Annotated in this window: 7 protein-coding genes and 1 tRNA gene; all 8 read right to left on the bottom strand. The window is 72.9% G+C overall.

From position 1 onward, the window contains the following. Window positions 1-138 precede the first annotated feature (138 nt). Window positions 139-933, bottom strand: a complete 795-nt coding sequence (locus AB0411_RS15305) for an arylamine N-acetyltransferase family protein (RefSeq protein ID WP_366417745.1) — start codon at window positions 931-933, stop codon at window positions 139-141. Then, window positions 914-4,192 carry a ComEC/Rec2 family competence protein gene (locus AB0411_RS15300; RefSeq protein WP_366417744.1) on the bottom strand — a complete coding sequence of 1,093 codons (3,279 nt, stop codon included), beginning with the start codon at window positions 4,190-4,192 and terminating at the stop codon, window positions 914-916. The genes AB0411_RS15305 and AB0411_RS15300 overlap by 20 nt, the downstream gene beginning before the upstream one ends. After that, window positions 4,189-5,130 carry a ComEA family DNA-binding protein gene (locus AB0411_RS15295; RefSeq protein WP_366417743.1) on the bottom strand — a complete coding sequence of 314 codons (942 nt, stop codon included), beginning with the start codon at window positions 5,128-5,130 and terminating at the stop codon, window positions 4,189-4,191. Before AB0411_RS15295 ends, AB0411_RS15300 begins: the two co-directional genes overlap by 4 nt. Window positions 5,131-5,684: 554 nt before the next feature. Continuing rightward, the gene (locus AB0411_RS15290; protein WP_366417742.1) at window positions 5,685-6,530 is read right to left on the bottom strand and encodes a DegV family protein; all 846 of its coding nucleotides are present in this window, start codon (window positions 6,528-6,530) and stop codon (window positions 5,685-5,687) included. A gap of 327 nt (window positions 6,531-6,857) precedes the next feature. Continuing rightward, the gene (locus tag AB0411_RS15285) at window positions 6,858-7,622 is read right to left on the bottom strand and encodes a hypothetical protein (RefSeq protein ID WP_366417741.1); all 765 of its coding nucleotides are present in this window, start codon (window positions 7,620-7,622) and stop codon (window positions 6,858-6,860) included. Between the two features lie 403 nt (window positions 7,623-8,025). Beyond that, on the bottom strand, window positions 8,026-10,923 hold the full coding sequence (locus AB0411_RS15280; RefSeq protein ID WP_366417740.1) for a leucine--tRNA ligase: 2,898 nt from the start codon (window positions 10,921-10,923) through the stop codon (window positions 8,026-8,028). Window positions 10,924-11,235: 312 nt separating this feature from the next. Next, window positions 11,236-13,194 (bottom strand): S53 family peptidase, encoded by a 1,959-nt coding sequence (locus tag AB0411_RS15275; protein WP_366417739.1) that lies wholly within the window; start codon window positions 13,192-13,194, stop codon window positions 11,236-11,238. Window positions 13,195-13,556: 362 nt separating this feature from the next. Further along, window positions 13,557-13,629: transfer RNA gene (locus tag AB0411_RS15270), tRNA-Ala, on the bottom strand. Window positions 13,630-13,763 lie beyond the last annotated feature (134 nt).

The following is a 13,763-nucleotide window of genomic DNA, read 5'->3' as shown; positions in this document are numbered from 1 at the left end:
CCCACAGGCTGCGAAACCCGCGGGGCTACCGGGATGCCGAGGCCACGGGGATTGCCGGGGCTACGGGAGGGCGGCAGCCATAGGTCTGTCGGGGCCGCGGGGCTGCGGGGGCTGCGGGGGCTGCGGGGCCGAGTTCCGCTACCGTGCGCCCGTACCTCGCCACGCCGCGCCGACCTCCGGCTCCCGCTCCAGAACAATCCCGAAGTGCTCCCGGTACACGGCGAGAACCTCGTCCTCACCCACCTGACGCTCATCCCGTGCACCATCCGCCCCCGTGGTCACCAGCGTGCGTCCGGTGAGCGTCACCCGTCCGGTCTCGGTCAGCCGTGAGCACACCAGGGACTGGGTGAAGTGCGACTTCGGCGAGGTCCGGTGCCACCAGCATCCGGCCTCGAAGTCCGGGTAGGCACGCGGACGTTGCTCAAGACGGTATTGCGGTTCGCCGTCCCGCAGGACGTCGAGGTCCCCCTCACCGGTCTCCTCGATCCGGAACACCCCAGCGGGATCGGCCTGCTCGGCACGGCTGTCCCAGCGCAGCGGAAAGTGGCTGTTCCTGCCGAAGCCGACGTCCGCGAGCCACGGTCCGCCCGGCGTCTGTACGCGCAGTGCGAGGTGGTCATACGGAATCCCGAGCCCGTCCGCGCCGAACACGCGGGCGGAGAGCAGCTCGACCTCGTATCCGAGCGCGGCCAGGAGCAGGGCGAAGGCGCCGTTGAGCTCGTAGCAGAAGCCGCCCCGCCGGGCGCGGACGATCTTGTCCAGCACCGGCTGTTCCGCGAGCACGATCTCTTCACCGAGGTGGATGGAGAGGTTCTCGAAGGGGACGGAACGCAGATGAGCGAGGTGCAGCGTCCGCAACGCCCCGGCGTCGGGGGACGCGGGGCGGGCGGCACCGATCCGGGCGAGGTAGGCGTCAGCGGCAGCGGCATCCATCAGGTGGAAATCCTTTCCGAGGCGAACCAGCGACGAGTCCGTCCCGCCGCCGAGGCGGGGGTGGCCACCAGCTCGTCAGGATCCCGGCTCGGACCAGCGCCTGCGGCCGCTTGTTCACGTACGCCGCCGGCAACCCGAACGAGGCAGCCGGCCGAGCGGTGGACGCCGGCCCGTCACCGTCGAGCCAGGTCAGTGTCAGGCCGCGGTGAAGGCCCGACTCGACGCCCTCGCTCCGCCTCACCATCTGGAGTCTATAGACCTGGTCAGGCGCCTCCGTAGGTCCGCTCAGGCGGCGTTTCCCAGGCTGTCGGCGGCCGCCAGCGGGAGGGCCGCGGGAACGGGCTCGCGAGCGCCGACGGCCGGGCCCGCGTATCTCGACCAGGCGGGCACGGGATCCACAGCCACCGGCTCGGCGGCATCCGTCCCAAGGGCATCCCCCTCGGCGGCGTCCGAACCGACCGCCACGGGCTGGACGACTGCCGGCTCGGCGGCCGCCGGCCGGCCGTCCCTCGGCTGGACGGGGCCGGCTACGGGCCCGGCCTCTCCGGTCGTTCGCCGGGCCGGCCCGGGTCCGGTGACCGTTGACCGTTGCCGACAGCCGAGCCGTGGTGCCCAGGACCGCAATCGATCCGTCGGTGTCCGTCCGCAGCACCCGGGCGCCCTGGGCGCGCAGCGCCGCGATGGTGCGGGGCGCCGGATGGCCGTACGGATTGCCGGGACCGCAGGAGATCAACGCCAGACGTGGCGCCAGCCGGTGCAGCAGCGGCGGGTCCTGGTAAGCAGAACCGTGGTGCGCCACCTTCAGGACATCGACGTCGCCCAGTTCCGGATGAGCCGCCAACAGCGCGCGCTGCGCGGGTGGTTCGAGATCGCCCAGCAGCAGGAGGGTCAGCCCGCCCGTGCGGACGAGCAGGGTCACACTGGCGTCGTTGGGGCCGTCGAGGGCATCGGGACCGACCGGTGGGCTGCCGGGGGCGGCTGGGTACACGGGACTGTCGGGACCCGGGAGGCCAGGCGGAGCGGGCGGAGCCGGCGGCCAGAGAACCTCCCAGGTGAGTGGGCCCAGCCGGCGCCGCTCCCCCGGTTCGGCGCGGACGATCGGCACCCGGGCCGCCGCAGCCGTACCGCGCACGAACTGCGCCTGCCCCGGGGGTTCTTGCAGTGTCGTGGTCTCGATCGCGCCGACCGCACGGCCACGGAGCGCCCCCGGGAGGCCGTCCACATGGTCGGCGTGGAAATGGGTCAGAACGAGGAGCGGGATACGGCGGATGCCCAGGTCGGTGAGGCAGCGGTCGATGGCACGGGGCTCGGGCCCGGTGTCCACCACCAGCGCCGTACCGTCCCCGGCCGCCAGGACCAGACCGTCGCCCTGCCCCACATCACAGACCACGGCCCGCCACCCCGGCGGCGGCCAGCCCGTGAGGACACGGGTGAACGGAGCCGGGCGGCACACCGCCAGGAGCACGGCCAGCGCACACAGCACGCACAGCCAGGGGCGGCGGAGCATCCTGCGGACGACCGGTACCAGGGCCGCCAGGGCAGCCGCCAGCATCAGCCCTCCGGCCCAGCCGTCCGGCCAGTCGAATTCCGCCCCCGGCAGCGCCGCCCCCGTACGGGCGACGTCGGCGATCCACGAGGCCGGCCAGCCCGCGCACCACGCCAGCCCCTGGGCGACCGGCATCGCGAGCGGGGCGAGGGCGAGGGCCGCGAAGCCCAGCACCGTCGCGGGGGCCACGGCCACTTCGGCCAGCAGGTTGCACGGCACCGCGACCAGGCCCACCCGGGCCGCCAGCACGGCGACCACCGGCGCACAGACCGCCTGGGCGGCGGCCGCGGCGGCGATCACTTCGGCGATCCGGGGTGGTACCCGGCGTCGCTGCAGGCCGGCGCTCCAGCGCGGCGCGAGCAGCAGGAGCGCACCGGTCGCCAGAACCGACAGCAGAAAGCCGTAGCTACGGGCGAGCCACGGGTCGTAGAGCACCAGCAACAGGACCGCGGCGGCGAGGGCGGGGAGCAGCGAGCGACGGCGGCCGGTCCCGATCGCCAGCAGGGTGATCAGGCCGCAGGCGGCGGCCCGCAGCACGCTCGGGTCCGGGCGGCACACCACGACGAAGGCGAGCGCGAGCGTGCCGCCGATGAGGGCCGTGCCGCGCAGTGACAGCCCCAGGCGTGGTGCCAGCCCCCGGCGCTCGGCACGGGTGGCGAGATGCGGCGGCCCGATCAGCAGGGCGAGCACGATCGTCAGATTGCTGCCGGAGACGGCCAGCAGATGCGTCAGATCGCTGGCACGAAAGGCGTCGTCGAGATCCGGCGGCACACGTGAGGTGTCCCCCACCACCAGACCGGGCAACAGGGCACGGGCATCCGGACGCAGCCCGTCGGTGGCCTCCCGCAGCCCGGCGCGCAGGTGTCCGGCCAGTCGTTGGAGGGGCGACGGGGCACCGGCGCCGACCGGCGGCTCGGTGCCGGCGACGCGGAGCACGGCGGCAACCTGGTCGGCCGGCGACAGGGGCGGTGCCGCATGCGCCGCCACCCGGATACGCGTCGAGGGCAACAGCCCCCGCCATGCCGACGAGAGACCCTCACGCGCCTCGGGGCCACGCTCTTTGCCGCGCTCCTCGTCACGTGCCTCGCCACCCCCTCCGTGCTGTTGCACCACCGCCAGCACCGGGGTGCGTACGGCGGTGACCGCACCGTCCGGCGCCGCGACCCGGACGGCATCGGCCGTGAACACCAGTACCGGCGGCGTTCGTTGCGATCCCCGTACCTTGGGCCGGGTCAGGCGTGGATCGCCGGTCACCACCAGCTCCGCCTTCACCGTTGCGTAGTGCTCCGCCAGAGCCGGCAGCGGTCCGCGCCGTACGTCCGCCGCATGCAGCGCCGCGGAGGCGGCCCCCGCCACGGCACACAGCAGCACCGCGGCCAGGGCCAGGAAGGCCCCTGCGGACCAGCGGCCGGGAGAGCGGGGGCGGGGCGGCCCGCGCCGGGCGGCATCGGGCCGCTCGTCCTGCTCCGGGGCACACTGCTCCGCCCTGCGCCGGACCACCGCTATCCGCCACGCTGCCAGCGCGAGCGCCACGGCCACACCGCAGACCGCCGCCACTCCCCCACCGGGGGCGCCCAGGCTGATCACCGCCCCCGCCCAGGCGGCCAGTGCGGGGGCGACGAGCCGCAGGTCGGCCGGGCCCTCCTGATGCGGGTCCGGGGAGCCGCGGGGCGACGGCGCCGTGGCGTGCACGGTGGTGCGGGCACCGGTCATGGCTGCACCAGGGGGCGCAGATCGGCGAAGCGGCGGTCACCGATACCGGTCACCTGGCGGAGCTGGTCCACGGAGGTGAACCCGCCGTGCTGAGTGCGGAATTCGACGATGTGCCGGGCCAGGACGGGGCCCACCCCGGGGAGGGAGTCGAGTTGCTGCTCGCTCGCCGTACTGAGGCTGACCGGTCCGGCCGGACCGCCTCCGGCACCCGGGGGCCCGCTTCCCGGCCCGTCGGCTCCCGCGCCGGACGGACCGGAAGTGCCCCCGCCCCCGCCACCGCCCGCGCCCGCTCCGGCGCCGACCACGATCTGTTCGCCGTCGGTCAGCAGGCGGGCCCGGTTCAGACCACTGGTGCCGGCTCCGCGCAACACCCCGCCCGCGGCCTGCAATGCGTCGATCACCCGCGACCCCGGCGGCATCCGGTGAATCCCCGGGTTCCGGACTTTGCCCGTGACGTCGACGACCAGTTGCCGCCCCGCACCGCCCGATGGACCGTGCGAGGTCACGGCGGCCGACGACGACGGCAGAGACGGTGAGCGCGGGGTGCGGTCGGCTGCCGCCGGGGGCCGTTCGGCCGCCGGTGCCCGTACCGGCTCGGGTCGGCCGGCCCAGAAGTGCTGCACGGCGAACCCCACAGCCAGCACAAGCACCAGGACCAGAGCGGCGAGCGCCTTCGGGTCGGTGCCGCACCGTAACTGCACCCAGAGCGGCAGCCGTTCGCGCACGGCGAGCCACATCCGCTCCCGCCGGCCCACGCCCGGCGGATCGTGCCCCGGGGGCGGCGGACCGCCCCCGGCCGCGGCCACCGACCCCGTGCCCCCAAGCCCACCCGACCCCGCGCCCGCAGCCGTCCCCGCGTCACCGAAGATCGCCGCCACCCGAGCCCGCACCCGCTCGCGCTCCCGTTCCCGCCGCTCCACCACACCGGATGGAGCCACAGAGCCAAAGAAAGCCGAGGGAGCAGGGGCAGCAGCGGGAGCAGTGGGAGCAGTGGGAGCAGTGGGAGCAGAAGAGCCAAGAGAAGCAGGGAAAGCAGGGGAAGCAGAGAAACCTGAGGGAGCGGAACGGCCAGGCGGACCGGACAGCGCCGCAGCGAACCCGAAGCCCGCGGAGCCCGAGGCCGAGCCCGCGGAGCCCGAGGCCGAGCCTGCGGCGGCCGAGGCCGAGGCCGAGCCCGCGGCGCCCGAAGGCCCGAAGGAAACCCCCGGCGACGGCGCCACCGGCAGGCCCGACGTAGCCCCCGGCAAGCCCGCCCAAGCCACGGGCAGGCCCGACGAAGGGACAGACATAGAGGAAGCCGTGGACGAAGCCGTGGACGAAGGAACAGATACAGCTGACGAGGCCGGAACGACCCCCCACGCGGATCGGGACGAGTTCATACCGCCCGACGCTAAGCACCTCGCGCAGATCTCGCCGAGCAGCCGCAATTCCGGTGGACAGCCACCCAGTTGTGGATAACTGCGTCACCCACAGGGCTTCCCGTTCGCCCCTCTCACCGCGCCGAAACCACGACCCCCAACAGCCCCGGTCCCGTGTGCGCGCCGATCACCGCGCCCACCTCGCTCACCAGCAGCTCGTGGAGCCCCGGCACCCGCTCCCTGAGCCGCTGGGCCAGGGCATCCGCGCGCTCCGCCGCGTCGAGGTGGTGGACCGCGATGTCGACCTGGCCCTCGCCCGCCCGCTCCGCGGCGATCTCCTCCAGCCGTGCGATGGCCTTGGAGGCCGTACGGACCTTCTCCAGCAGCTCGATCCGCCCGTCGGTCAGCTGAAGGAGCGGTTTGACGGCGAGCGCGGAGCCGAGCAGCGCCTGGGCCGTGCCGATACGTCCGCCCCGGCGCAGATAGTCGAGGGTGTCGACGTAGAAGTAGGCAGAGGTGGCAGCGGCACGCTTCTCGGCGGCGGCCACCGCTTCGTCGATGCTTCCGCCCGCCTCCGTCGTCTCCGCGGCGGCGAGGGCGCAGAAGCCGAGGGCCATCGCGACCATCCCGGTGTCCACGACGTGTACGGGCACCGGCGCCTCCTTGGCCGCCAGTACTGCCGCGTCGTACGTCCCGGAGATCTCCGAGGAGAGGTGGAGCGAGACGATGCCGCTCGCGCCGGCCGCCGCGACCTTGCGGTACGTGTCCGCGAACACCGTGGGGCTGGGCCGGGAGGTCGTCACGGCCCGGCGCTTCTGGAGCGCCTGGGCGACGGATCTCGCGGAGATCTCGGTGCCCTCTTCCAGGGCCTGGTCCCCCAGGACGACGGTCAGCGGAACGGCCGTGATGCGGTGACGCTCGATCGCCGACCGCGGCAAGTAGGCCGTGGAATCGGTGACGATCGCGACATGGCGGGACATGAATGGGAGGTTATCCGGGGATCCGGACGCCGCACAGTGCGGGCCCCTCCCCAAGATCTTCCAGGTTTCCCCAAGGCTCTGCCAAGAGGGCCCCGGAAGCCGCCGTCCGTCCCCACTCCCGGATACGCGGGCCCGTGCTGACGTCGCCCGGCTCTGCATCACCGTTCGCCCGGCTCCGCATCACGGCTCGCACGGCTCCGCATCACGGCTCGCACGGCTCCGCATCACCCGTCTCGGCTTCGCCGCCTCTCCCCCGTTGCCGTTGCTCTTCCCCGGGGCCCCGCCCCGCCCCCACCCACCCCTCGCCTCCTCCGCAGTCCTACGGCGTCATGTGGGCGTGCCCTCCGTCCGCCGGGGCGCCTTCTGCCACGGGTAGGACGGCTGGGTGCGCGGGTCCCGGGCGGTGATCGCCGGCGGGTCCTCGGAGGCCGGGCCGCCGGACTGGCCGCCCCCGGCCGCGTCCCGGGCGCCCCCCGTGGCACGCGCCCCTGACTGCTCACCCGCAGGCGGGCCCATGGGCTCCCGCAGCGGGTCCGCGGCGTCGTCGACCCGGGTCCAGTGGCGCAGCGCCCCCGATTCGACGTCGATCTGGTCGCTCAGCGACGCCAAGTCGTCTTCCGCGAACTTGCGGGCGCGGTCGCGGGCGGCCCAGCGCAGCGACTCCGCGGAATGCGTGATCCGTTCCAGACGCTCCCGGAGCTCCGGGAGGCGGGCGGCGATGGTGGCCCGGTCGGGCTCGCGTTCGAGCCGCTTCAGTTCGTCGTCGAGCTCATGGCCATGAGCGCTCAGGCGCTCGAAGAGCCCGATCGCCTCGCTGAGGGAGGCATCGTCGGCGGAGCCGCCGTGGAGCACGTCCTGGGTGGCGCGCATGGACGTACGCAGCGAGAGCCGCAGCTGCGCGAGTTCGCCGACCACACCGGGCTGGGCCAACTGCCGGGCGCGCAGGCCGGTGTCCTCGACGGTTCTGCGGGCCTGGGCGACCGTGCGGTCGACGCCGCGTTTGGCCGCCTTCACCGCCTTGACCGTGACGAACACCCCTGCCAGGACGAACAGCACAAACAGCAGCCCGAGGATGGCGGCAGCGGCTTCCATGGGCTCTCCCCAGACGTGTCGGCGGCGCCGGTTGTCTCGCCCGCGCCCTGTACCTCCACGGTAAACGGCCGGGGCAGGTCACGGGTTCCGAACGAACCCCCAACCTGCCCTTAGGGGAAACCACCCATGGCGCAAGAGCGGCCCCGACCACCAGGACCGGAACCGCCCGGCCGCCGGGCCTGGGGTCGCCCGGATCGAGAGGCGCTCCCGACCGCCCGGCCGGGACCCGTGCCGGGCCACCCGGCCCGAGAGCGCCCCGACCACCTGGCCGATCCGCCTCCGACGGGTCCGGTGGTCCCGGGCCCACCGGACCCGGGATCACCCGGCGAGGAACAACCCCCAGCCGCTCTACGCAGCCCCAGGCCGCCCCACTCGCCTACTCGCCGAGGCGCCCCACACCGTCCTAAGCCGGAACGATGTTCACCAGCTTCGGCGCACGGACGATGACCTTCCGGATGCCCGCGCCGTCCAGCGCCGCGACCACCGCGGGCTCGGCCAGCGCCGTCGCCTCCAGGTCGGCGTCGGAGATCGACGGGGCGACCTCCAGGCGCGCCTTGACCTTGCCCTTGATCTGCACGACGCAGGTCACGGTCTCGTCGACGACATACGCCGGGTCGGCCACCGGGAAGTCCGCGTGCACCACGGTCTCCGTGTGGCCCAGCTTGCGCCACAGCTCCTCGGCGATGTGCGGCGCCAGCGGGGCGATCAGCAGCACCAGCCGCTCCGCGACCGTGCGCGCGACGGGGCCGCCCGTCTTGGTCAGGTGGTTGTTCAGCTCGGTCACCTTGGCGATGGCGGTGTTGAAGCGCAGGTTCGCCAGGTCCTGGGTGACGCCGTCGATCGCCTTGTGCAGGGCCCGCAGGGTGGCCTCGTCCGGCTCGGTGTCGACGACGGTGACCTCGCCGGTCGCCTCGTCGACGACATTGCGCCACAGGCGCTGCAGCAGGCGGTACTGGCCGACGACGGCCCGGGTGTCCCACGGCCGCGACACGTCCAGCGGGCCCATCGCCATCTCGTACAGGCGCAGGGTGTCCGCGCCGTACTCCGCGCAGATCTCGTCGGGGGTGACGGCGTTCTTCAGGGACTTGCCCATCTTGCCCAGGACGCGGCTGACCTTCTCGCCCTGGTAGTAGTAGCCGCCGTCGCGCTCCTCGACCTCGGCGGCCGGGACGGCGATGCCGCGGCTGTCCCGGTAGACGAAGGCCTGGATCATGCCCTGGTTGTACAGCTTGTGGAACGGCTCGGAGGACGAGACGTGGCCCAGGTCGTGCAGCACCTTGGACCAGAAGCGGGCGTACAGCAGGTGCAGCACCGCGTGCTCCGCGCCGCCCACGTACAGGTCGACGCCGCCGGCCGGCTGACCCTCGCGCGGGCCCATCCAGTACTGCTCGATCTCCGGGGCGACCAGCGCGTCGGCGTTGCCCGGGTCCAGGTAGCGCATCTCGTACCAGCACGAACCCGCCCAGTTGGGCATGGTGTTGGTCTCGCGGCGGTAGCGCTTGATGCCGTTGCCGTCGCCCAGGTCCAGGTCGACGTGGACCCAGTCCTCGTTGCGGGACAGCGGGGTCTCCGGCTGGGTGTCGGCGTCGTCCGGGTCGAAGGTGCGCGGCGAGTAGTCCTCGACCTCGGGCAGCTCCAGCGGCAGCATCGACGCGGGCAGCGCGTGGGCCACGCCGTCCTCGTCGTAGACGATCGGGAACGGCTCGCCCCAGTAGCGCTGCCGGCTGAACAGCCAGTCGCGCAGCCGGAAGTTGACGGTGCCCTCGCCGATGCCCTCGGCGGCCAGCCAGTCGGTGATCCGCGCCTTGGCGCCGGTCACGTCCAGGCCGTCCAGCGAAACCGCCGCGCTCGACGAGTTGACGATCTTGGCGTCGTACGAGGCGAAGGCGTCGTCCCAGGTGGACGGGTCGGTGCCGCGGTCGTCCGACGGCTCGACCACACAGCGCATGGGCAGCTCGAAGGCGCGGGCGAAGGCGAAGTCACGGCTGTCGTGCGCGGGCACGGCCATGATCGCGCCGGTGCCGTAGCCCATCAGGACGTAGTCGGCGATGAAGACCGGGACCTGCTCGCCGCTGACCGGGTTGGTCGCGAAGGCGCCGGTGAAGACACCGGTCTTGTCCTTGGCCTCGGCCTGCCGCTCGACGTCCGACTTGGAGGCGGCCTGCTTGCGGTAGGCGGCGACGGCGTCGGCCGGGGTGGCGTGCCCGCCGGTCCACACGTCGTGGGTGCCCTCGGGCCAGGCGTCGGGGACGACCGGGCCGGTTCCGCTGCCGTTCTCGGCGCCGGCGACCAGCGGGTGCTCGGGCGCCAGCACCATGTACGTCGCGCCGAACAGGGTGTCCTGGCGGGTGGTGAAGACGGTGATCTTCTCGTCGCCCACCGGGAAGTCGACGCGGGCGCCCTCGGAGCGGCCGATCCAGTTGCGCTGCTGCAGCTTGATGGCCTCCGGCCAGTCCAGCGCGTCCAGGTCGTTCAGCAGCCGGTCGGCGTAGGCGGTGATGCGCATGTTCCACTGGCGCAGCTTGGCCTTGAAGACCGGGTAGTTGCCGCGCTCGGAGCGGCCGTCGGCGGTGACCTCCTCGTTGGCCAGTACGGTGCCCAGGCCGGGGCACCAGTTGACCGGCGCGTCGGAGGCGTACGCCAGGCGGTACTCGCCCAGGATGTTGGCGCGCTCGATGGGGCTCAGGGCGCTCCAGTCCCGGCCGTCCGGGGTGGGGCGGGTGCCGGCCTCGAACTGGGCGACCAGGGTGTCGATCGGGCGGGCCGCGTCCGCCTCCGGGTCGTACCAGGAGTTGAAGATCTGCAGGAAGATCCACTGGGTCCACTTGTAGTACGCCGGGTCGATCGTCTCGACCGAACGGCGCTGGTCGTGGCCCAGGCCCAGGCGGCGCAGCTGGCGCCGCATGTTCACGATGTTGGCCTCGGTGGAGACCCGCGGGTGGGTGCCGGTCTGGACCGCGTACTGCTCGGCGGGCAGCCCGAAGGCGTCGAAGCCCAGGGTGTGCAGGACGTTGTGGCCCGTCATGCGCTGGTGGCGGGCGTAGACGTCGGTGGCGATGAACCCCAGGGGGTGGCCGACGTGCAGGCCCGCACCCGACGGGTACGGGAACATGTCCATGATGAACTTCTTGGGGCGGGCCGCCACCGCGGCGTCGCCGGCCAGCGTGCCACCGGGGTTCGGGGCCTCATAGGTCCCGTCGGTCTCCCAGAAGTCCTGCCAGCGTGCCTCGATGTCGGCGGCCAGCGCGGCCGTATAGCGGTGCGGCGCTGCCACCTCGGCAGCAGTGGTCGTCTCGCTCATCGTCCTCAAAGCTCCATCGATCGTCTCTGCCTGCGGAAACGCGCCACAATCCGGCACGCCGGAAACAAAAAGGCCCCTCGCACAGGAGGGGACGCCGCGCCGATTCCGACGGGATCTGTGATCCGTCGGCACTGATCAGCGCGGCCCGCTAAGCAGAAGGCGTACGGCACGCATGGCGTCAGGGTACCGCAGGGCGTACGAGGCCCGCGCCGAGGATTCCCCCGACGCGGGCCCCGCCCCCGTGGCCCCTTGCCCCTGCCGCCGCCCCACCGGGTCACGGGCGGTACGGGGAGGCGGTGCCGCGCCCCGGTGTCAGGGGCGGTAGGAGCTCACATATCCGGCGCCCGGCGAGCCCACGCCGGTGACGTCGTCGTAGCCGACGCCCGCGTGCAGCGAGCTGTCCTTGCCCAGGCCGCGCAGCGAGGTCGTGGTGCCCTTGCTGCCGTCGGCGCCGTTGACGTAGTCGACGCGGACGACGGCCAGGTCACGGCCGGCGCCCAGCGGGTGGTCGGTCACGTCGTGGTAGGCGGCGGTGCCGTAGCGCTGGTAGATGCCGGGGTTGGCGAAGCCGATGGCGACGCCGTGCCGGGCCTGCTGGGCGAGCGCCTGGACGCCCGCGATCACCGGCGCGGCCAGCGAGGTGCCGCCGATGCGGTACTCGTCGTAGCCGAGCTTGCCGTCGGGCAGGGTCTGGGTCTGGCCGACGAGGAAGCCGGTGTTGGGGTCGGCGACCGCGGCGATGTCCGGGACGGTGCGCATCGCGCCGCCGCCGTTCGCCTTCGCCAGCCCGTCCGGAACGATGCCGCGCTGGTAGAAGGGCTGCGCGACGGACTTGCTGGTGCCGCCGCCGGCGCCGCCGTTGAAGGCACCGGGGAAGCCGGTCCAGTCGTTGCCGTCCTTGGAGAGCGGCGCCTTCAGGGTGCCCCAGCCGGTCTCCCACTGGTACGCGTCGTGCTTGCCGACGGCCAGGGAGGTGCCGCCGACCGCGGTCACCCAGGCGGAGTTCGCCGGGGTGTCGACCTGCTTGGTGCCGGTGTTGGCGACCTCGTCGCCGTTGTCGCCCGAGGAGAAGTAGAAGCCGATGCCCTGCACCGCGCCCTGCTGGAAGAGCTGGTCGTAGGCGGCGGCCACGTCCGGGGTCTCGTTCGCCTCGATGTCGCCCCAGGAGTTGGAGACGATGTCGGCGAGGTGCCCGTCGACGACCTTGCCGAGCGAGTCGAGCAGGTCGTCGTCCATGCAGGAGGCGCCGCCGACGTAGACGATGTCGGAGTCGGGGGCGACCGCGTGGACGGCCTCGACGTCGAGGGTCTCCTCGCCGTACCAGCCGGCCGCGCCGCAGTCCTCGATGTGCGTGTAGTCCTTGGGCAGCACCTGGGAGAGCTGGCCGCGGCGGTAGCGGGGGTCACCGTTGCGCGCGGCGTACTTGTCCGCGTCCCGGGCGATGGTCGGCGACGCGTAGGCGTCGGTGATCGCCACGGTGACGTGCTTGCCGGTCCACTTCTTCGCCCCGTAGGCGGCGCGCAGCTGCTTGCCGGTGTAGCCCTTGATCGCGTACGGCGCCTTGCCCCCGTAGGCGGACGGCAGCTTCTTGTCGGTCCTGGAGCCGTAGTACGACGAGAACGGGCCGGAGTTGCGGAAGACCCCCTCCGGCGGCGGCAGTTCGCTGGAGTGGTGCTTGGCGCGCCGCGGCGCGTTGTTCAGGCCGGTGACCGTCAGTACCGCGTCGGCCAGCGGGGCGGGCGCGGAGGCGGTGGTCGACGGGGCGTGGTAGATGTGCCCACTCTTGCGGTAGTTGTGCAGGTCGGTGGCGAAGGCCCGCTCGGCGGCGGCCGCGTCGCCGTGGACCGTGACATACCGGTTGGTGGTGCCGGTGACCGTCAGGCCGGACTTCTTCAGCCAGTCGGTCACCTTGGCTATCTGATCGTGCGTGGCGCCGAAGCGGGCACGCACCTGGGCGGGGCTCAGGTACTTCCCGTACGCGGCGGAGTGCGGGTCCGACACGGCCCCGGCGTAGGCGGCGAGCCCCTTGGCGTCGCGGCCGGCCAGGTAGATGCGGGCGGTGACGGCCGCGGAGGCGGAGGTGTCGCCCTGGTCGGCCTGCCGGGTGGCCCACAGGGGCTTGGTGCCCTGCAGCGCGTGCCGTCCGCCGTCGTGACCCGCGGCGTCGGCGGCGGGCGCGCCGAGCGCGAGCGCGCCGGCGACCAGCGGCAGCGTCGCTGCCCAGGCCAGACCGGCGCGGGCGCGCAGTGATCTGGTGCGGCTCGATCTCATGTAACCCCCTGCTGTGGCGATGCGGTGTGCTGCGGGGTGCCGCGCTGCGCCGGGGCGCACGCGCACGGCACCGCACACGCGGTGAATGCGCGGGATGTGACGTTCACGCGATGCGCCACTCTTTCGGTGAACCGTTCATGTCAGGGACATGCGATCACCAAGAAGAGCCCAAGGAATGGCAAGGAGGAACCAGAAACCGGCAGGGAGCGAACACCCAACTCGCCATAACGGACGCCCCACTGACCGGATATCAGCGCAATACGGGCAGAACTCCCGCCGAGGCCGGAGCCCCAGGCCGGCCGACTCCCGGAGGTGCACGACAAAGCGGGCCGTCCGTATCGGACGACCCGCTCTGTTCACTGTGGAGCTAAGGAGAATTGAACTCCTGACCTCCTGCATGCCATGCAGGCGCTCTACCAACTGAGCTATAGCCCCGTATTCTGTTGCCCGCCCCGGTTCCCCGCTGCGGCATCGCCTACATTACACGGACCTCCCCGGCTTCTGCCAAATCGTCTGCCCGGGCCCCTCGGCGCGACCCGCGGTACTGTCGGCACGCCGTGCCCGATTCG

Source organism: Streptomyces angustmyceticus, from assembly GCF_040701845.1.
Classification (GTDB): domain Bacteria; phylum Actinomycetota; class Actinomycetes; order Streptomycetales; family Streptomycetaceae; genus Streptomyces; species Streptomyces angustmyceticus_A.
Note: the sequence above shows the minus strand (reverse complement) of the source record. Positions and strands in the feature narration are given on the sequence as shown.